This is a genomic window from Variovorax sp. LjRoot175 (genome assembly GCF_964253805.1).
In the GTDB taxonomy this organism is placed as follows: domain Bacteria; phylum Pseudomonadota; class Gammaproteobacteria; order Burkholderiales; family Burkholderiaceae_C; genus Variovorax.
This window is the reverse complement of sequence record NZ_CAXURY020000004.1, coordinates 345,167-364,883: the sequence shown is the minus strand read 5'-3', so window position 1 is coordinate 364,883 and position 19,717 is coordinate 345,167. Positions and strand designations below refer to the sequence as shown.

19 protein-coding genes and 2 pseudogenes are annotated in these 19,717 nt (G+C 64.5%); 17 read left to right on the top strand and 4 right to left on the bottom strand.

The window, feature by feature from the left end:
• The first annotated feature begins 21 nt into the window (after positions 1-21).
• The 4 genes and pseudogenes from ACSQ89_RS42895 to ACSQ89_RS42880 form a co-directional block, all read left to right on the top strand.
• Positions 22-1,047: an IS30 family transposase gene (locus ACSQ89_RS42895; RefSeq protein ID WP_436291937.1), complete on the top strand. Its 1,026-nt coding sequence runs from the start codon at positions 22-24 to the stop codon at positions 1,045-1,047.
• A 73-nt stretch (positions 1,048-1,120) separates the two neighbouring features.
• Positions 1,121-1,783, top strand: coding sequence for a peroxiredoxin-like family protein (locus ACSQ89_RS42890; protein WP_436298212.1), 663 nt, complete (start codon positions 1,121-1,123; stop codon positions 1,781-1,783).
• 180 nt (positions 1,784-1,963) lie between these two features.
• Positions 1,964-2,728 carry an enoyl-CoA hydratase/isomerase family protein gene (locus ACSQ89_RS42885; protein ID WP_436291939.1) on the top strand — a complete coding sequence of 255 codons (765 nt, stop codon included), beginning with the start codon at positions 1,964-1,966 and terminating at the stop codon, positions 2,726-2,728.
• Between the two features lie 39 nt (positions 2,729-2,767).
• Positions 2,768-3,520, top strand: a pseudogene (locus tag ACSQ89_RS42880) (IS1380 family transposase); the annotation flags it as partial.
• A gap of 171 nt (positions 3,521-3,691) precedes the next feature.
• On the opposite strand, the gene ACSQ89_RS42875 reads toward ACSQ89_RS42880, so the two are convergent.
• On the bottom strand, positions 3,692-4,648 hold the full coding sequence (locus ACSQ89_RS42875) for a cupin domain-containing protein (RefSeq protein ID WP_436291940.1): 957 nt from the start codon (positions 4,646-4,648) through the stop codon (positions 3,692-3,694).
• Positions 4,649-4,776: 128 nt separating this feature from the next.
• Here ACSQ89_RS42875 and ACSQ89_RS42870 point away from each other — a divergent pair, with 128 nt between their 5' ends.
• The 12 genes from ACSQ89_RS42870 (at position 4,777) to ACSQ89_RS42815 (ending at position 16,583) form a co-directional block, all read left to right on the top strand.
• A complete protein-coding gene (locus tag ACSQ89_RS42870; RefSeq protein ID WP_436291941.1) occupies positions 4,777-5,313 on the top strand; it encodes a carboxymuconolactone decarboxylase family protein in 537 nt (178 codons plus the stop codon).
• A 279-nt stretch (positions 5,314-5,592) separates the two neighbouring features.
• A complete protein-coding gene (gene arsS / locus ACSQ89_RS42865) occupies positions 5,593-6,591 on the top strand; it encodes an arsenosugar biosynthesis radical SAM (seleno)protein ArsS (RefSeq protein WP_436291942.1) in 999 nt (332 codons plus the stop codon).
• The gene (locus ACSQ89_RS42860; RefSeq protein WP_436291943.1) at positions 6,591-8,756 is read left to right on the top strand and encodes an FAD-dependent oxidoreductase; all 2,166 of its coding nucleotides are present in this window, start codon (positions 6,591-6,593) and stop codon (positions 8,754-8,756) included. The genes arsS and ACSQ89_RS42860 overlap by 1 nt, the downstream gene beginning before the upstream one ends.
• Positions 8,753-9,580, top strand: coding sequence for a DUF547 domain-containing protein (locus ACSQ89_RS42855; RefSeq protein WP_436291944.1), 828 nt, complete (start codon positions 8,753-8,755; stop codon positions 9,578-9,580). Before ACSQ89_RS42860 ends, ACSQ89_RS42855 begins: the two co-directional genes overlap by 4 nt.
• Positions 9,577-10,254: a TIGR04283 family arsenosugar biosynthesis glycosyltransferase gene (locus ACSQ89_RS42850; protein ID WP_436291945.1), complete on the top strand. Its 678-nt coding sequence runs from the start codon at positions 9,577-9,579 to the stop codon at positions 10,252-10,254. Before ACSQ89_RS42855 ends, ACSQ89_RS42850 begins: the two co-directional genes overlap by 4 nt.
• Complete coding sequence (locus tag ACSQ89_RS42845; protein WP_436291946.1) at positions 10,251-10,859, top strand: TIGR04282 family arsenosugar biosynthesis glycosyltransferase; 609 nt, start codon at positions 10,251-10,253, stop codon at positions 10,857-10,859. The genes ACSQ89_RS42850 and ACSQ89_RS42845 overlap by 4 nt, the downstream gene beginning before the upstream one ends.
• Entirely contained in the window at positions 10,856-12,025 is a 1,170-nt protein-coding gene (locus ACSQ89_RS42840; protein ID WP_436291947.1) for an FAD-dependent oxidoreductase, read from the top strand. The genes ACSQ89_RS42845 and ACSQ89_RS42840 overlap by 4 nt, the downstream gene beginning before the upstream one ends.
• Positions 12,022-12,933, top strand: a complete 912-nt coding sequence (locus ACSQ89_RS42835) for a phosphate/phosphite/phosphonate ABC transporter substrate-binding protein (protein WP_436291948.1) — start codon at positions 12,022-12,024, stop codon at positions 12,931-12,933. The genes ACSQ89_RS42840 and ACSQ89_RS42835 overlap by 4 nt, the downstream gene beginning before the upstream one ends.
• Positions 12,934-12,946: 13 nt before the next feature.
• Entirely contained in the window at positions 12,947-13,837 is an 891-nt protein-coding gene (gene phnE, locus ACSQ89_RS42830; protein ID WP_436291949.1) for a phosphonate ABC transporter, permease protein PhnE, read from the top strand.
• On the top strand, positions 13,834-14,694 hold the full coding sequence (locus ACSQ89_RS42825; protein ID WP_436291950.1) for a phosphonate ABC transporter ATP-binding protein: 861 nt from the start codon (positions 13,834-13,836) through the stop codon (positions 14,692-14,694). The genes phnE and ACSQ89_RS42825 overlap by 4 nt, the downstream gene beginning before the upstream one ends.
• 26 nt (positions 14,695-14,720) lie before the next feature.
• On the top strand, positions 14,721-15,734 hold the full coding sequence (locus tag ACSQ89_RS42820) for a hypothetical protein (protein ID WP_436291951.1): 1,014 nt from the start codon (positions 14,721-14,723) through the stop codon (positions 15,732-15,734).
• A gap of 3 nt (positions 15,735-15,737) precedes the next feature.
• Complete coding sequence (locus ACSQ89_RS42815; protein WP_436291952.1) at positions 15,738-16,583, top strand: MTAP family purine nucleoside phosphorylase; 846 nt, start codon at positions 15,738-15,740, stop codon at positions 16,581-16,583.
• Positions 16,584-16,743: 160 nt separating this feature from the next.
• Here ACSQ89_RS42815 and ACSQ89_RS42810 read toward each other — a convergent pair.
• The 3 genes and pseudogenes from ACSQ89_RS42810 to ACSQ89_RS42800 all read right to left on the bottom strand — a co-directional run.
• A pseudogene (locus ACSQ89_RS42810) lies at positions 16,744-17,191 on the bottom strand (transposase); the annotation flags it as partial.
• A 3-nt stretch (positions 17,192-17,194) separates the two neighbouring features.
• Positions 17,195-18,004 (bottom strand): FRG domain-containing protein, encoded by an 810-nt coding sequence (locus ACSQ89_RS42805; RefSeq protein WP_436291953.1) that lies wholly within the window; start codon positions 18,002-18,004, stop codon positions 17,195-17,197.
• Between the two features lie 55 nt (positions 18,005-18,059).
• The gene (locus ACSQ89_RS42800) at positions 18,060-18,611 is read right to left on the bottom strand and encodes a MarR family winged helix-turn-helix transcriptional regulator (RefSeq protein WP_436291972.1); all 552 of its coding nucleotides are present in this window, start codon (positions 18,609-18,611) and stop codon (positions 18,060-18,062) included.
• A gap of 335 nt (positions 18,612-18,946) precedes the next feature.
• Between ACSQ89_RS42800 and nadC the strand changes: the two genes are divergently transcribed.
• Positions 18,947-19,714 (top strand): carboxylating nicotinate-nucleotide diphosphorylase, encoded by a 768-nt coding sequence (gene nadC, locus ACSQ89_RS42795; protein WP_436291954.1) that lies wholly within the window; start codon positions 18,947-18,949, stop codon positions 19,712-19,714.
• The last annotated feature ends 3 nt before the right edge of the window (positions 19,715-19,717 follow it).

The following is a 19,717-nucleotide window of genomic DNA, read 5'->3' as shown; positions in this document are numbered from 1 at the left end:
CTCATCGCCTAAGGTGTGCACATGAATGAACGAACAAGGTACCAGCAGCTTCAACCCGAGGACCGGATGACGATGGCAAGCATGCGTCAGCAGGGTTCGAGCATGCGGGCCATGGCCCGCATGCTCGGGCGCTCGGCGTCCACCATCAGCCGGGAGTTGGGGCGCAACACGCTGGCCGAGTTGCCCTACGCCTCGCACTCGGCGCAGGTTTGCAGCCAGGGGCGGCGCCAGGCCGCACGGCCGACGCGCAAGCTCGACATGCAGGGTGTGAGCTGGGGCGTGGTGCTCACCCTGCTGGACTGGAAGTGGTCGCCCCAGCAGATCGCGGGTACCCTGAAGCGCGTATTCCCCAACGAGCCCGAGCGCCACGTGTCCCACGAGACCATCTACAACGCCATCTACGCCCAGCCGCGAGGCGAACTGCGACGTCAGCTCATCGCCTGCCTGCGCCGCGGACGCAGCACGCGCATGTCGCGTACCCGAGGCGACGATCGCCGTGGCCAGATCCCGGACATGGTGAGCATCCACGTGCGCCCGCCCGAGGTGAACGACCGCGTGATGCCGGGCCACTGGGAGGGCGATTTCATCAAGGGCGCGGGCAACCAGTCCTCGGTGGGGGTGCTGGTCGAGCGCACGAGCCGCCTTGTGCTGCTGGCCAAGATGGACGACGCCACGGCCGCCTCGGCGCTGGCGGGGTTTTCTGCCAAGCTGAATGCGATTGCCGAGCCGCTGCGCCAGAGCCTGACCTACGACCAGGGCAAGGAGATGTCGCGTCACGCCGATCTGGCGGCCCAGACGGGCGTGAAGGTGTACTTCTGCGACCCGCACAGTCCGTGGCAGCGTGGCACTTGCGAGAACACCAACGGGCTGCTGCGTCAGTACCTGCCCAAGGGCACCGACCTGAGCGTGTTCAGCCAGGACGAACTCGACGCTATCGCCGACAGCATGAACAACCGCCCCCGCGCCACGCATGCGTGGCACTCACCCCTGGAGGTGTTCGCTCAAACACTCGCCTCGTCCCATCAACCGTCAACTTCAATCCACTGACTCAACCCTGTTGCGCTTCAGACTTGAAACCGCCGAGAAATAGATGCACTCGGTCACGCAGTCTCCGGCCCTCTTGAATGGCGAACTGAACCCCGCGCGGGACGGCTCTCTCAGCACTGGGCGCGTCCTGGACGATGCCGCGGCGCTCTTTGAGGCCACCGGCATCGAGAGTCGCGCCAAACGTGTAGGCGATCTCGCGCCAGACGCCATACTCATGGACGCGCAGGACAAGCCAGTTCGCCTGGCGGACCTGTGGAAGCAGGCGCCGCTTGTCCTGGTCTTCTTCCGTGGCGGTTGGTGCAGCTACTGCAACGTCCATCTTCGGCGCTGGCAACAGCACCTCGGTGAGCTGATGCAGTTAGGCGCGAACCTGATCGCAATCTCCCCGCAATCGCCCGAGAACACCGAATGGACTTCGAGCGGCAACGGATTGGAGTACCGGCTTCTCAGCGACTCGGAACTGACGGCGGCTAACGGCTTCGACATTGCGTTCACGCTGCCGGCGGAACTGATCGACCTGTATGCGTCGGTGGGGACGAACGTGCCGATTCTCAATGGCAATGGCCAGTGGGTCCTGCCGGTGCCGGCAACGTACGTCATCGACCAAGCCGGCCGCATCCGCTATGCGCACGTAGAGGCAGACTACAGGCGTCGCGCCGAGCCCGATCACGTGATATCCGCGGTACAAGCGATCGTCCAAAGTCACGACGCTGGGGTCTTCGATCCCAGGGGCTGAGGGAGAGCCCAAAGCTGCTGCTGCCGAGAGGAACATGGACATTCAGGTTCGCCCCTTCCCCACCGTCATGGCAAATGCGAACTCGCTCGAAACAACGCGCTCCTCGAGGACGCCATCCCGGGCATCCGTTTGCAACGAGCGACGCCCGAGAGCATCATTTCCCCTCCAAGGAGGCTTACCATGACTGAATTCGCGAGTTACGCCGACAAATACGCCAATGCCAAGCTCACGCGCACGGCAGACGGCGTGCTCGAAGTCGCCTTCCACACCGATGGCGCAAAGCTGGTCTTCAACGGCCACACGCATGAGCAGTTCACCGATCTGTTCCACCAGATCGGTGAGGACTCGGACAATCGAGTGGTCATTCTTACGGGCAGTGGCGACGCCTTCATGGACAGCATCTCGCCCGACGGGTTCGACTTCTTTACGCCGCGAGGCTACGACAAGATCTTTCGCGAAGGTCGCAAGATCCTGATGAACATCCTCGACATTGAAGTGCCGATGATTGCGGCGCTCAATGGACCGGTGCTGCTTCATTCCGAGTACGTGCTGCTGTGTGACGTGGTGCTGGCCACGGCCGAGACCGTTTTCCAGGACATGCCGCACAAAGCTTTTGGCATTGCGCCGAACGACGGAGTGAACCTGCTTTGGCCGGAGGTCATCGGCAGCATCCGCGGACGCTATTTCATTCTTACGCAGCAGAAGCTCGGTGCGGAGGAAGCAAAGCAACTGGGGGTCGTGAACGAGATCGTGCCCGCTGGCCAATTGCTCGCACGTGCTCACGAATTGGCCGCTGGCATTGCCGCGCAGCCGCCGCTCACGACGAAGTACACGCGGATTGGCCTCACGCAGCGCCTGCGCCGCATCATCGACGAAGGCATCGGCTACGGGCTCGCTCTGGAAGGAATCACGGCGGCTGAGGTCGCCAGGGCTTCTGCTGGCTGACGGCGATCTGCTCGACCAGGTTCGGCGCGATGTCGAGCCATGCTCGCATGCGTCTTGCGGCGCAGCCGCATCGATGGCGCCAAGAACGCCGCGGCGGTGATCAAGCTGCTGGTGCAGCGGCTGCGCCAGGCGTGGCCCAACGCGCGGATCATCGTGCGCGGTGACTCGGGCTTCTGTCGCCAGAGATTGCTGCGCTGGTGCGAGCGCTCGGGCGTGAACTACATCATCGGGCTGGCGCGCAACGCGCGGCTGGAGGCGACCGTGCAGTACGCCGAGGCGATGCTCGCCGACGAGTACGCGCGATCCGGCGCCAAGCAGCGGCTGATCGACGAGTTCGTCTACGCGGCCGACAGCTGGGACATCGAACGGCGCGTGATCACGCGCCTGGAGCACGGCAGCCAGGGCAACAACCCGCGCTTCGTGGTGACCGATCTCCAGGGCGATGCCATACAGCTGTATGAACGGCTGTACTGCGCCCGCGGCGAGGCCGAGAACCGCATCAAGGAGGCTCAGCTCGATCTGTTTGGCACGCGGGCAAGTTGCCACCGCTTCGCGGCCAACCAGCTGCGCTTGCTGCTGGCCGCATTGGCCTACACGCTGATGCAACGGCTGCGCGAGTTTGCTCTCAAGGACACCGAGCTGGAGCGCGCCGCCGCGGCCACGATCCGCGTTCGCCTGCTGAAGATCGGCGCGGCCATCGTGCGCAACACGCGCCGTGTGCGGGTACTGCTGGCTTCGCACCACCCGCTGCGCAGCGTCTTCCTGAGCGCAGCGCAGGCCCTCGCCCCCTGAGATCCATCCAGTGCTGTCCCCGGCACGCTGACAAACAACGGGGGTAAGGGGGTCGTGTGCCCAAAACAGCCGCCACTCCATCCACTAGCTCACACTGCATGCAAGACCACGCTCAATGGCCCTCAGCAGGCTCGGTCGACGGCACATCGGCCTGCTGGTGAAATATCCGGGCTAGTTTTCCTGGGATTCCGATGCAGACAGGCGCGCTGCACGGCGCCACTCCGCGGGCGACACGCCCATGCGTTGCTTGAAGGCGAGTCTGAAGGCACCAACGGACTGGTATCCGACCATTTCCGCCACGACTTCGGTGGAGATCGATGGCTTCTTCAATTCATTGGTCGCGATGCTCATCCGGATGTCCGTCAACAGGTCGCTTGCGGAGCGACCCACTCTGTCCTGGAAGTGCCGCGCCAGGGTCGCCCGCGACATGTGGCAAAGGCGCGCCAACTCGGGCAAGGTCCATGGGCGCGCAGGCTCCCGCAACATTGCCGCGAGCGCGGGTGCCAGGCGCGGATGACCCGCCAGGGCGAGCAGTCCGACGGGCGCTTCATCCGATTCGCCGGCCATCCTCAACGTCAGCGCGAACAGGGCCGCGGACAGGGCATTCAGCATGGCGTGGCCGCCCAGGCTGTCGCCGGTCGACTCCGTGCGCATCAGCCCTACCAGGCTCGCCAGTTGCACGCCGGTCGCTCGCGCCGCGGCATCCTGGCCAGCGGAATGCACCACCAGGGTCGAGGGCAGGTAGCCGCGCATCAGCCGGTCCTGCTGCGGCTCGAGAACGAAGCGGCCGCACAGCATGTCCAGCCGATCGCCGGCGCCCGCGTTCTCGCTGACGACGAAGTTCTGGTTCTCGCGCTCGCGCACTTGTGCCGGCGCGGCGCCGCTGCCGTCGTGCAGAACATGTGCGGACCCGTGGGACAGCAACACGATGTCTCCCGCCGTGAGTTGCCTTGGCGGAGCGCCATCCCGACTCTCCAGGACGGCGGAACCGCTGAGCACGACGTGATAGGGCATTTCCCCGGCAGGTGACGGCTCGTAGACCACCCGCCAGGGCGCGCCGTAGAGACAGCGGAGCTCGAGCTGTCCGCTGACCGGGATCATGTGCAGAAGCTTGCTGAGCCAGTCCATGGGGAGAGTCGGCGAGGCCGCGTGATGAGACGAACTGATAGTATAATGAGATATTAGAGACTTATAAGTCTCAAGTGGCGCGCCTACAGTCACAACTCCTCAACAACCTTTGTTCACTGGAGTTTTTCATGACCCGTATCGCTACCCCTGCCATCGCATCAGCAACCGGCGCCACCGCCGAGGTGTACGCCCAGATCAAGAAGGCCGCTGGCGGCGTGCCCAATACCTTCGCGACGATCGGCGCGCATGGCCCGGCCGCGTTGAAGGCCGTCCTCCAGGCCGACGGGGCGCTGGCGGTGGGTTCGCTGAGCAAGCAGGACCAGGAAACGATCAAGCTGGTGGTCAGCAAGGTCGCGGGCTGCGACTATTGCGTTGCCGCGCACAGCCTGCTCGGCAAGCTCACAGGCCTGCCCCCCGAAGTGCTCGCGCAAATCCGCGCCGGGCTGCCCACGGGCGATGCCAAGCGCGATGCGCTCGTGCGCTTCGTCGGCAAGCTGGTGCGAACCAGCGGCACGATCAGCCAGGAAGAGTTCTCGGCGATCAAGGCGGCCGGGTACACAGACGCTCAACTGGTGGACATCAGCCTGGCGATCGCGGTGACTGTCTTCACGAACGTGTTCAATCGCATCAACGACACCGCCATCGACTTCCCCGCGGTCGCATAGAGACATTGGGCCATGGCGAACCGGATCTCGCGAATGCCGCGTTTTCGAGCGGGGCGGTCGCCAGTTCGGTTCGTGCGGTGAGCGCGATCAGGCTCGCCGCGCGCAGCCGTAGCCGATGCGGCATCACCATTTGCTACGACAACAAATCAAGCGGGGTCGTGACACGCCTGCGTAACGCAGCGACGTCCGCTCTCTGAATGCTACCCGTGTCGAACAGCCAAGTTCGCCTCCTCCGATCCGGCCATTGCCGGCACGGCACGTCCGAAGGAACACAACCCCATGCGCCCTACGCTACCACTGCTCATCGCCACCGACTTCCCGCCGATCCGGCGTGGCCGCCTCGATACGCTGCAAGTCAGCCTCGGCTACAAGTGCAATCAGAGTTGCCTGCACTGCCACGTCAATGCGGGGCCGAGCCGAACCGAGATGATGGCTGGCTACACCATCGACCTGGTCTTGGAGGTGCTTGAGAAACGCAAAGTCGCGACGTTGGATCTCACGGGCGGTGCCCCTGAACTTTCCGAGCACTTCCGTGGTCTGGTCCGCAGTGCGCGCGCCCTTGGCGTCAAGGTCATCGACCGCTGCAATCTGACCATCCTGTCGGAGCCGGGGCAGGAGGATCTCGCCGCCTTCTTGGCCGAGCAGGGCGTGGAGGTCACCGCATCGCTGCCTTGCTACTCACCGGCCAACGTGGATCGACAGCGCGGCGATGGCGTCTTCGATCGCAGTATCGCTGGCCTGCGCCAACTCAATGCTCTGGGATACGGGCAGGACGGGACTGACCTGGTCCTCAACCTCGTCTACAACCCTCAGGGCCCGTCGCTCCCTCCGCCGCAAGGAAAACTCGAAACCGACTACAAGCGCGAGCTGCTCTTGCACTTCGGCATCCGCTTCAACCGCCTGTTCGCGCTGACCAACATGCCGGTCCAGCGGTTCGGCAGCACCCTCATCAGCAAGGGCACGTTCAGGAGCTACATGAAGCTGCTGCGCGACTCTTATCGAGAGGAGAACCTCGATAGCGTCATGTGCCGCAGCATCGTGAGCGTGGACTGGCAGGGGAACCTGTATGACTGCGATTTCAACCAGATGCTCGGCTTGCGCGCGCGCTTGGGCGACCTGACGCATCCACATCTAAGTGACCTGCTCGGACATGACCCGGCAGGGGAGAGCATCCGCATTGCGGACCACTGCTATGGCTGCACGGCCGGGCAGGGCAGCAGTTGCAGCGGCGTACTGGACGCTGAGCCAGTTCTTGGTGCGTCCGAGGGCAACGCCTGATGTCGGCTTCCTCCAGGATGGCGCTGCGTGTCGGCGCCGGGATCGCTGCGCTCGTCGCTGTCGTGCTCTACCAGCAACTCGGCCTAGCGGAGCTACTGACGCTCGCCAATCTCAAGGCGAGCCGTGATGCCCTGCTGGGTGCTTACGAAGCACGGCCACTGCTGACACTGCTGTCGTTTTCTGCTGTCTATGTGGCCGCCACGGCCCTGTCGATTCCTGGTGCAGCAATCCTGACGCTGGCGGCGGGCGCAATGTTCGGCCTTGGGGTCGGGATCCTGGTCGTGTCGTTCGCCTCAAGCCTGGGCGCACTGCTGGCATTCCTGGTTTCGCGCTACCTGCTGCGAGACGTCGTTCAGGCGCGTTTCGCGAAGTCACTGGCGCCGATCAATGAGGGGTTCCGCCGCGATGGCATGTTCTACCTGTTGACGCTGCGCCTGGTGCCCGTGTTCCCGTTCTGGCTGATCAATCTCCTGATGGGCCTGACGCCTATCAGTTCGGCGCGCTTCTACGTTGCGAGCCAGATCGGCATGCTGGCCGGCACAGCGGTGTACGTGAATGCAGGAACCCGACTCGCCGCGATCCAGTCACCCGCGAACATTCTGTCGCCGGCCCTGTTGGGCAGCTTCGTGTTGTTGGGCGCCTTCCCCTTGGTCGCCAAGGCCGTGGTGGGATGGCGGCAGCGCCGCAAGGTGTACGCAAAGTGGAACCGGCCCAAAACCTTCGATCGCAACCTCGTCGTCATCGGCGCTGGCGCGGGGGGTTTGGTCTCGGCGTACATCTCCGCCACGGTGAAGGCCAAAGTCACACTGATAGAAGGCCACAAGATGGGGGGCGACTGCCTGAACTTCGGCTGTGTTCCAAGCAAGGCGCTGATCCGCTCGGCCAAGCTGGCCAAGCAGTTGAAGCAGGCTGACAGCCTCGGCGTCAGGAATGTCAGCGGAGAGGTGGACTTCGCCGCGGTGATGAAGCGGGTGCATGGCGTGATCCGCGACATCGAGCCGCACGATTCCATGGAGCGCTATAGCGCCCTTGGCGTGCAGGTGCTGCTGGGTCACGCTCGCATTGCCAGTCCGTGGAGCGTCGCAGTGGCGCTTGCGGACGGCACCACGCAAACGCTGACCACCCGGAATATCGTCATCGCCGCTGGCGGCAGCCCGTTCGTTCCTCCGATTCCGGGTCTCCAGGACACCGGCTTCCTGACCAGCGACACGGTGTGGGGCCTTACGGAACTGCCCAAGCGCCTGGTGGTGCTCGGCGGTGGGTCGATGGGCTGCGAACTGGCGCAGAGCTTCGCCCGGCTGGGGGCAAAGGTGACTCAGGTGGAGCTGGCGCCGCGCGTGATGACGCGCGAGGACCCGGAGGTCTCGGTGCTGGTGGAGGCCTCGCTGCGCGAGGACGGCGTCAACGTCCTGACCTGCCACCAGGCGATCAGGGCGGAGATTCTCGATGGACAGAAGCGCCTGATCGTGAGGCACGGTGAGCGCGAGTTCGCTGTCGAGTTCGACCAGCTGCTGTGCGCGGTGGGGCGCAGCGCTCGCGTCGCCGGCTACGGGCTGGAAGAACTGGGCATCCCGCTGACGCAGAGCAAGACCATCGAGACCAATGCCTACTTGCAGACGCTGTACCCCAACATTTACGCGGTGGGTGATGTGGCTGGACCGTTCCAACTCACCCACATGGCCGCCCACCAGGCGTGGTACGCCGCGGTCAACGCGCTCTTCGGACGCTTCAGAAAGTTCAAGGCCGACTATTCGCTGATTCCCAGCGCCACCTTCACCGACCCCGAGGTGGCGCGAGTGGGCCTCACGGAGACCGAGGCGAGGGAACGGGGCATTGCCCACGAGGTCACTCGGTATGGCATTGACGATCTCGATCGCGCCATCGCCGACGGCACCGCGCATGGCTTCGTCAAAGTGCTGACCGTGCCTGGCAGGGACAAGATCCTCGGCGTGTCCATTGTCGGGGAGCATGCGGGTGACTTGCTGGCCGAATACGTACTGGCCATGAAACATGGCCTCGGCCTGAACAAGATTCTCGGCACGATCCACATCTACCCCACGCTTGCCGAGGCCAACAAGTACGCAGCTGGCGAGTGGAAGCGCGCTCACGCCCCGCAGAAGCTGCTGGAGTGGGTGAAGCACTATCACGCTTGGGAGCGCGCATGAAGCCAACCCGCCGAACTGCCATGCGGGCAGGCGCCGGCGCAGCTGCCGCGATGATCGCTCCTTGGTCTCTTGCTCTGGACTTCGACCACGCCCACGCGGCCTGGACCTCGCTGTTGAGGAAGCATGTGGTTCTGTTGCGAGGCGGCGCGGCTTCCCGGGTGCACTACTCGGGATTCGCTTCGGACCGTGCTGCCTTGAAGCGCTACCTGGACGAACTTTCCACTGTGACCGAGTCGGCCTTCAGCGGCTTCGGCAAGCCACAGCAGCAGGCTTTCCTGCTCAATGCCTACAACGCGTTCACGGTCGAGCTGGTCCTCACGAAGTATCGAGGCCTGAAGACCATCAAGGATCTTGGCAACCTGCTCAGCAGCCCCTGGACGCCGAAGTGGATCCCGCTGCTGGGTACGAGCGTGTCGCTCGACGACATCGAACACGAGATGCTGCGCGCACGTGGCCGCTACGACGATCCGCGCGTGCACTTTGCTCTCAACTGCGCCTCGATCGGCTGCCCGATGCTGCGTGAAGAGGCCTATGTCGCTGAGCGACTGGACGCACAGCTTGAACAGCAAACACGGCGGTTCTTGAGCGACCGCGCGCGCAACCGGTTCAATGAGCAGCGCGATCGGATCGAGCTCTCGAAGGTCTTCGACTGGTACGGGGCGGACTCCCGACTCGGTCATCACGGCATCGGCTCTCTGACGGACCTTGCTGCGAGGTACGCCGAACTGCCGGCCGACTCGCCTGCCCACCGGGAGCGCATCCGCGGCGGCAAGGTTGGCATCGTCTTCATTGACTACGACTGGGCGTTGAACGACACCCTATGAAACCCACGCTCTCAATCGTCATTCCGGTGCTCAACGAAGCGGCTGGCATCGAAGGCACGCTCCACGCGCTGGCACCACTGCGCGCGCGCCGCGTCGAGGTGATTGTCGTCGACGGTGGCAGTCGCGATGCGACGCCGTCCCTGGCAGCTCCTTGGGCCGATGCAGTCGTCACCGCACCGCGGGGGCGGGCGCGGCAGCTCAACGCCGGGGCCGCGCAGTCGAGCGCCGATACGCTGCTGTTCCTGCACGCCGATACGCTGCTGCCGGAGAACGCGGATGCTTTGGTGCTCGGGGAGGTGGACCAGGGCGCGGGCTGGGGGCGCTTCGACGTGCGCATCGACGGACGGCCGCCGATGCTTCGTGTCGTGGCTGCCATGATGAATCTGCGCTCCCGCCTGAGCGGCGTCGCCACGGGTGACCAGGCAATCTTCGTGCGTCGCGCATGGTTCGAACGAGTAGGAGGGTTTCCCGATCAGCCCTTGATGGAGGACATCGAGATTTCGCGCCGGCTGCGCGCGCTCGCACGACCTGCCTGCCTGCGTGAGCGGGTGACGACCTCGGGACGTCGCTGGGAGAACAGGGGGGTGTGGCGAACGATTCTCCTGATGTGGCGTCTGCGCTGGCGGTATTGGCGGGGAGAGTCGGCTCATGCATTGGCGCAGGCGTACCGATGACCACGGCACTGCTGATCTTTGCCAAGGCTCCGGTGGCGGGTTTTGCCAAGACCCGGCTCGCGCCCGCGCTCGGGGCTGTCGGCGCTGCTGCGCTGGCCGAGCGGCTCCTGGAGCACTGCGTGGCACATGCCGCATCCGCCGGCTTCGATCATGTCGAGCTCTGCACGGCGCCCGATTCCAGCCACCCGTCATTCCAACGGCTGGCGGGCAGGTTCGGTTTGACGCTCAGTTCGCAGGGCGCGGGGGATCTGGGGGCGCGCATGGCTCGTGCGCTGTCGAGAACGCTCGCCACACACCGGCAGGCATTGCTGATCGGCACCGACGCGCCTGCGTTGGGAGCGGCGCGGCTGGGCGAGGCAAGGTGGGCCTTGCAGCAGCATGATGCCGTCTTCGTGCCTGCGCTCGACGGTGGGTATGCCCTGGTCGGTCTGCGCAGACCAGCCCCGGAGCTCTTCGTGGGCGTCCGGTGGAGCACGGCCGAAGTCATGGCGCAGACCCGAGACCGTGCGAAGGCGGTCGGTCTGACCTGGGTCGAACTGGAGGCGGTGGCGGACATCGATGAGCCTGCCGATCTCGTGCACCTTCCGGACGGGTGGGAGACATGAAGCGGGTCATCCTCGTTGGTGCCGGTCACGCCCATGCGCAGGTGTTGCGCCGCTGGGCGGATCATCCCCTTCCCGGCGTGGAACTGGTGATGGTGTCACCGGTGGCCTTGGCCCCGTACTCGGGCATGGTTCCCGGATGGCTTGCGGGCAACTACGCATTTGAAGAGATCTGCATCGACGTCCCGGCCCTTTGTGCGGCGTCAGGTGCCAGCTTCCTGCGCGATGAACTCGCGGCACTGGATGCTCCCCGACGGCGCATCCTTCTGAAGTCGGGCGTCGAGCTCGACTACGACCTTTTGTCGCTCAACGTCGGCTCCACACTTGCCCCTCCTCCAGACAGCGCGACGGCGGTCCTGGCGCTGCGCCCAATTGCCTTGTTGCGTGAGCGTTGGGAAGGCCTGCTGCAGCACTGGCGGATGCGTCCTTACAACGAGGGGCCATTTACCGTCACAACCGTTGGCGGAGGCGCCGCGGGCATCGAATCGCTGCTCGCCGTGCTGGCCCGCCTGCGCGCCGAACGCCCCGGAAGCATTGTGCGAGGGGCCTTGGTAACTCGCAGCGCAGCCTTACTGCCTGGCTTTGCACCAGCTGCGGTGCGTGCTGCTGGACGCACCCTGGAGCGCGCCGGCGTCAGCACCCGACTGGGCACGGCATGGCATGAAACGGTCACCGCCGACAGCGATCTCGTGCTTTGGGCTACCGGAGCCGAGGCTCAGCCTTGGCAACGCGATGTGCAGCAGCGAGGTGGCCTGGCGGCGACCGAGCGGGGCTTCATCCGCGTCGACACACAACTGCGCTCGCTCTCCCACCCGCAGGTTTTTGCCGTCGGCGACTGCGCCGAATGTGCCGAACCCTTGCCCAAGGCCGGCGTCTACGCGGTGCGCATGGGGCCGGTGCTCGACCGCAACCTGCGTGCGGCGCTGGGTCATGGTCGCGCTGCAGCGTACGCACCTCAGCGCCGCTTCCTTGTCCTGCTCGCCACCGGAGATGGCCGGGCGATCGCCTCTCGCGGTGGCGTCGGGCTCGAGGGCCGTTGGGCCTGGCGCTGGAAAGACCGCATCGACCGAGACTTCATCCGCCGGTTTGCCCTCGCTCGTGCTTCAGCCCCGCCGACGGTCAAAGCCGCCACCACGATCACCACCACTTCGACAGGAGATCCCTCATGAACCGAGTTACTCGACGCGCTGCCGCCCTCGGCGCGATATCCACCCTGGCGCTGGCCGCTTCCGGCTTGGCCGGCATTTCATCTGCCCACGCGCAGGACACACCGCTCAAGTTCGGTGTTGGGCTGTTCCAACCCGACAAGGAGCGCAACGACGCGACGTATCGGCCGCTGGCGCAGCACCTTGCGCAGCGCCTGGGTCGGCCAGTGGAACTGCGCACCGTGGACAGCTGGGAGGGCCTCGCCAAATCGATCGCCAACGGCGAGACCGACCTCGCACTGATGGGTCCTTGGGGCTACGTTCTGGCCAACCACTACTCTGATGCCCAAGTCGTCTCGACCATCCTCTACGACGACAAGCCAGAGTATTTCGCGATGATCGTCACCCACCCGGATTCAGGCCTGAACAACGTGCAGGACCTGATCGGGCCCAAGGGCAAGGGCCGGACGTTCGCCTTCGGAGACAAAGGCTCGACATCCGGCTACCTGATACCGCAGCACTTCTTCATGCAGCAGGGCCTCGATCCGGAGAAGCATTTCGCCCGAGTGCTCTACACCAAGCACCAGACCATCCAGACACAGGTCACGGCCGGCCAACTCGATGCGGGAGCGGACTACAACCGCAATCGCACCGCCATGATCGATCAGGGGCTCATCAAGGCGGATCGCAGCAAGATCATCTGGCAGTCGGCTCCGCTGCCCAATGACGCATTCGCGGTCAGCACGACGCTGTTCAAGGACAAGGCCTTCGTGAAGCGGCTGCAGGACGCATTGGCCGAAGTGGGCCCCATGCTGAAGGCCCAGCCCAAGTTGCTCCCCGCGCACTATACCGGCTTCGTGGCCAGGGACAACGGCTTCTACAAGCCAATCCGCGATGCGGGTTTCGCCACGGGCAAGCTGAGCCCCAAGTGAGAGTGCAGCCGCCATGATCGGATTCGTCCACCGTGCTTTGTCAGGAGTCGAGCCCGGGCGGGGGCGCTTCATGGGGGTGGCCCTGCTGTACCTCGGCATCGTCATCGCCTGTCTAGGCACGCTGGCCACCGCTGGTGAGCTGTCCCTGGGGCGCAACCCCTGGGACAACCTGATGAAGTCGTTGGCTGATTTCGCGCGGCCCAGCTTCCTCGATGTCTGGTTCGGCCCGCAGCGGCTCGAGTACCGCAGCGAGGACGGTACGCTGCTGCGCGCGGAGAACAGGCGCGCAGTCGAGACGGAGTTCATTTCTGCGCTTGGCCGGGCCACCTGGGTCACATTCCAGATCGCCACGCTCGGCTCGCTGCTGGCGGCCGTGCTGGCACTGCCGCTCGGGTTGCTCAGCGCCCAAAACCTGAACGCGCCTAGGCTGTTGGCATGGATGGCCAAGGGCATATTGAACATCTCCCGCGCCGTCCACACGCTCGTCTTCGGGCTGGTTCTGGTGGGCATTGTCGGTCTGGGGCCAACCGCCGGCATCCTGGCGATTGCGCTGCATTCGATGGGCACCTACGGCAAGCTCTATGCCGAGAGCATCGAAACCCTGGACATGGGGTCGATCGACGCGGTGCGCGCCACCGGAGCCACGCCAGCGCAAGTTTTCTTCAGCGCTGTGTGGCCATCGGTGCTGCCGCAGTTCGTCAGCAATCACCTCTATGTCTGGGAGTTCAACATCCGAGACTCCACGATCCTCGGGCTGATCGGTGCCGGGGGCCTGGGCCTTCTGATCTCCGAGGCGGCGAGTCTCTTCCAGTGGAGTCGACTGGCCACGATCCTGCTGATCGTGATCGCTCTCGTGACCGCGTTCGATCTGCTGTCTCGTCGCATTCGGCAGGCCCTGTTGTGAAGACCGTGACGCTGCAAGCAGCGGTTCATGTACGCGGGCTCATCGTGAAGGCTGGCGGGCGCACGTTATTGGACGTGCCGGAGGTTTCCATCCGCCACGGCGAGCGGGTGGCCCTCATCGGCCCCAATGGCGCCGGGAAGAGCACCTTGCTGCGCGTGCTCGGCGGCTTCGCTTCGGCGACGCGCGGGCGGATGTCCGTACTCGGCCGATCCTTCGGACCCGACGCTCAGCAAGCGCTCAGCCGCCAGGAATGGCGCGCCTTGCGCTCCGAGATCGGGCAGGCCATGCAAGGTCTTCATCTGATGCCGCGGCTGACGGCGCGCGAGAACGTGATCATCGGCGCGTTGGCGCGACCGGGCCACATATCGCGTTGGCGCAGTTGGACCCGCCTGTATCCGGCAAGTCTCCATGCCGAGGCCGATGCTGCGCTGGCTTCGTTGGGACTCGGCGAGCTTGCCCGCACTCGGGCCGACAAGCTCTCCGGCGGTGAACGCCAGAAGGTGAGCATCGCGCGGATGCTGTTGCAGCGCCCTCGATTGATCCTCGCCGACGAGCCCACGTCGGCTCTGGATCCCGGCGCCACCGAGCAGGTCTGCTCGGCACTGAGGACCGCAGCGCAAGCGGCCACGTTGATCACGGTCGTGCACCACGCCGGCCTGATTCCGCGATTGGCGGATCGGGTCATCGGACTGGCCAATGGACGGATCGAGTTCGACGTGCCGCGCGCCGAGGCCAGCACCGAGCGCCTGGCTCGTCTATATGCCTTGTCGGAGCGCTCCCCAACCGAGACCGCAGCAGCAAACCCTGCTTTTGATCGGCCGCACCTCGCGTGGAGCGCGGATATCACCGGAACCTGACCCTAGCACCCCTCATACCCATCAACATGCACGACTCACTCGAGACTCCCGCTTCACAAGGAAGCGTCGCGGGCGCCGACCACCACGCAGGTGCGGGACGCAGTTGCCCGCTGAACTACCGCTACGATCCCCGAGAATTTGCCGGTGAGGCGCCACACGAATTCCACGGCCTGGATGTGCTGTATGTGGTCGGAGGGCTCTATGGCAACGAAGTGGCACTGCACGAGGTGCTACGGCTGTTCGAGCGTGAAAGCGGCCGCAAGCGCCTCGTCTTCAACGGCGACTTTCACTGGTTCGATGTGGACCCCGGCGTGTTCGCCCGCGTGCAGCGAGAGGTCCTGGCGCACACCGCGCTCCGCGGCAACGTCGAAACTGAACTCGCGAATGATGCGGCTTCAGACGAGACTGGGTGCGGCTGCGCGTACCCGGACTGGGTAGGGGATGCCACGGTCGAACGCTCCAACCGCATCCTCCGTCGCCTGCGGGGTGCGACAACGGTGGCTCAGCGAGCCGAACTGGCGACTCTGCCCATGTGGCAGCGTGCGGACGTCGGCAACCTGCGCCTGGGCCTGGTGCACGGCGATGCGCAATCACTCGCGGGCTGGGGCTTTGCGCAGGAACATCTGCGTGACCCCGAGCACCGCGATGGTGTCCGCGGCTGGTTTCATGCGGCACGGGTCGATGCATTCGCCTGCACGCACACCTGTCTACCCGTCTTCCAGTCGCTGCGGCTGCCTGATCAGCGGCACGGTTGGGTTTTCAACAACGGCTCCGCAGGCATGCCCAACTTTCAAGGTGATGGAGCGGGGTTGCTCACCCGCGTAGCCCTGCGGCCATTCGACGGGCTTCAGCGGCGCTTTGGCGTCCGGCACGGTGAGACCTACATAGACGCACTGTCCATCGAGATCGATTCGGCGGAAGTTCAACGTCGATTCCTCGCGCAGTGGCCACTGGGCAGTGACGCCCATGACTCGTATTTTCATCGCATCGCGCGGGGGCCAGAGTACACCCCGAGCGATGCCATTCGTTTGGAGGACTAATTCATGCTCGCAATCATCGGAGGCACCGGCCTCTACGACCTGCCCGGCTTGGCCATCGACAAGCGCATCAGCGACGCGACCCCCTTCGGGGTGCCCTCTGGGGATGTTCTGCGCGGACGGCTGCACGGCCAGGACGTGCTATTCCTCGCACGACACGGAGCCGGGCACCGCCTCCTACCGCACGAGGTCAATTACCGCGCCAATGTCTATGCACTGAAGAGGGCCGGCGCAACCATGCTGCTGGGCTTTTCAGCCGTGGGCAGTCTGAAGCATGAAGTGCAACCCGGCGACCTCGCGATGCCTGAGCAGTATTTCGATTGGACGCGCGGCCAACGCGCCCGGACATTCTTCGGAGACGGAGTTGCCGCGCACGTGTCCACGGCCAAGCCGGTCAGCGCACCGCTGGTGGATGCCGTGGAAGCCGCGGCTGGGCGTATTGGTGTCAAGTTGCATCGCGGCATAACATATGCCTGTGTCGAAGGTCCGCGCCTCGGCACGCAAGCCGAGAGCCTGTTCCTTCAGCAGGCGGGATGCCAGCTGGTTGGGATGACCAATGTGCCCGAGGCGTTCCTGGCCCGGGAAGCGCAGATGGCCTATGCGACGGTCGGCCTCGTTACCGACTACGACTGCTGGCTCGACGATCCGGCGCAGCACGTGAGCGTGTCAGCGATCTTCGAACTGTACGGACAGACGCTGCTCAAGGCCGGCCAAGTGCTCGACGCGCTGTTGCGCGCCCCCTTGCCGGTCCCCGAGGCCGAGTCTCGTGCCGCCCTCGCGACGGCCATGCTGACTCCTGATAGCGCATTGAGCGCAGCGCAGAAGGAGTGGCTTGGAATACTGCGCCGCTAGTCTTGCGCCGCTCTTCTAGTCTAGGGAGATGGTGATCTATGAGCGTCGCAGCCCAAGTTGAGGACATCCCGCGAGCCAATGCAGTCGTGAAGCCCGTCGACATCGCGATGTGGAGCCTCAGCCAGGCGTTTTGTGCCTCTTGGGAGGGCACTTTCTGCATTCAAGACGCACCTCGGGCATGAGCGGCCAGCAGCGACCTCTTGGCGATGACCAGGTTGGCCAGCCCGAACAGGCTGAACAGCTGTGCCTCGTTCTTGGCCAGTCCCTTGTAGCGCGTCTTCTTGTGACGAAACAGGTTCTTGATCACGTGGAATGTGTGCTCGACCTTGGCCCGCACGCTCGCCTTCAGCTGCTCGGCCTTCTCCAGCAGGCGCGCCCACTTGCGCGTCGGGTCCAATTGCCGACGCTTGCCCGGCTGCATCGCCACGTTCCACTTCGGGCCCCCGCGCTTCTTCGCGTTTGTCGACACCCCGATAGCCAGCATCGCCGAAGGCCACCGTCTCCTCGCCGTGAAGCAGCGCGCCGGCTTGCGTCACGTCGTTGACGTTGGCTGCCGTGGCGACCACCGTGTGCACAAGGCCCGATTGGGCATCAACACCAACATGGGCCAGCTACGGCTTCTGAACGTTAGCGCGCTCGTGGTATTCCGCGATCAGCCGTTCCCAGACGACTTCCAATTCGTAGGCCATGGAACGGGCCAAACCATCGAGATCCGGAAAGAGCGTCGAGTTCGTGACGTTCATGCGATAGAGGGACTGCATCGCCTGTGCGCGCATCTCAAGGGGCAGCACGTATTTGACGATGACCGGCTCGTCTGCCACATAACCGTCGAGAATGCGGTGAAGTGGCTGATCCAATATGCCTGGCAAGACGAACAAGCCCGACTGCGCGACCAGTCTCTGATCCATCTCCAGCGGTTCGCCGAACCAGACGATGGGCAACTGGTTCACCATGAAATACTTCTCGAAGTTGCCCGCGACGCGCGGATCGATCACTTCACGCGTCAGCGCTGGATCGAATGTCGGCGATGCCGACCACAGAGCGGGCGTGTTGAGGGCATAGACCGCCGCGTCGGTGACCGCATCTTCGAGCGCGAAGAATGCTGCGACGTAAGGCGACTTGGTGAAATCGAGCAATCGCGTGGGCGCACCATGGTGCTGCATGAGCGCCAGGCAGCGAAGGTCGTCTTGCAACGCGGCGGGAGAGGTGCGATAGATGTGCGCCTTGCGGCGGAACACGCGCAACGAACGCTCCTCGCGCAGCGGCCAAAGCGAAGAATCAGGTGCATAGACCTGCAGTCGCCGAGTGAGCGAACTCACCAGAGGCCACTGCGCCGAAACTTCCCCGCGAAATGCCCAGCCCGTCTGAGCCTCCGTCAGTTCGACGAACTCGTTCCACTTCGACAACTTTCTGACTTCCATCGTTTGTCCATTCCGTTGTTGCCGCACACGCCCCGCGAACGGCGCATTGGCGTGGCTAAGTGGCCGTGGGCTCGATGCGCGTGAGCCGGTTGCCCAGCTCGCGCGTCGAAGGCACGCGCCGCTTCGTGCCTTCGGCGGCAGCTTCGTCCTCCGCCAACGCGGCGGTGATGGCCAGCAAGACCCGCCGGGTGGTTTCCACATCCTCTGCCGGGATGCCACGCACGCTGATCTCGTTGACCTCCTCTGCCAGGGGGACGAGCTTGCGCTGCAACTGCTTGCCCAGTTTCGTCAGATAGACATGGACCTTGCGGTCGTTGCCCGGCAGGTGCATGCGCTCGACATAGCCGAGCGTTTCGAGCGCCTTGACGGCGGTGAAGGTGGTCGGTTCGGTGATGCCGGCGCGAACGCTGAGTTCTCGCTGCGACAGGCCGTCACGCAGCCAGAGCACGCGGAGAACAGACCAGTGGCCGTAAGAAACCGCGTGCGACACCAGTCGCATCTGCAATGCGCGCACGTAAGCCCGCGCCGCATCCTTGACCACATGCGCCAGCCGCTCTTGAGTGTCCTCGGGTGAATCGGCAAGCGGTGGGGGCTGTCTGTCTCTCATGGCATGCAGGACGAGGGTTCTGGAAGGCAGTGGGATGGCGGCGGCGCACGTCCCGGGGGGAACGCTGCGCACATGATAGATGCTGATCCCCATCGCTTCGTTGCTGCACCCGCACTGTCTCCCGCCACGGCAGCATAATCATATTAGAGATCAAATATTGTGTTGACAACGTCGGCGTCTGATCTAGACTAATGAACTTCGATAGCTAATTTTATTGAGTTGATTCCAACCCAAAAGGCCGCCGAGGCCGCATCCAGGAGCGCGATATGTACGACCCGTTCATGACCGATCGCCTAATCGATCAATGGCTGGCAGAGGACGTCGGAGGCTGTGACTTGACGGTTCAGACCATGATCGACAAGGACGAGCGCGGTGCGTTCTGCATGAATGCGCGGGAAGCCGCGATCGTGGCGGGCGTCGACGTAGCGGCGCACGTGTTCAAGCGCTACGACCCTTCGCTGGAGGTGGACGTCCTCGTGTCCGATGGAGAACGCGTAGAACGCGGCGCGATACTGATTGCGGTGAAAGGCTCGGCGCGCAGCGTACTGACGGCCGAGCGCACCGCGCTGAACATCATGCAGCGGCTGTGCGGCATCGCCAACGAGACGGCGAAATACGTGGACGCCATCGCGGGCACCCAGGCCAGGCTGATCGACAGCCGCAAGACCACGCCGGGCCTGCGCATGCTGGAGAAGCACGCCGTGCTCTGCGGCGGCGGCCTGAATCACCGCCTGGGCCTGGACGGCGGCGTGATGATCAAGGACAACCACATCGCGGTCTGCGGCAGCATCGAGGCGGCAGTCGCCCGCGCGCGCCGCTCGCTGCCGGTGCTGACCAAACTGGAAGTCGAATGCGATCGCCTGGACCAGGTCGCGCAGGCGCTGAAGGCGGGCGTGGACGTGATCATGCTGGACAACATGTCGGTGGGCGATATGCGACAGGCCGTGCGCATGGTGGAGGGCCGCACCAAGGTCGAGGCCTCGGGCGGAATTCGCCTGGAGACGATTCGCCCGATCGCAGAAACCGGCGTCGACTACATCTCGACGAGCCGCATCACGCAGGCTGCGATTGCCGTCGACATCGGCCTCGACGAAGCCCGGTAGCCG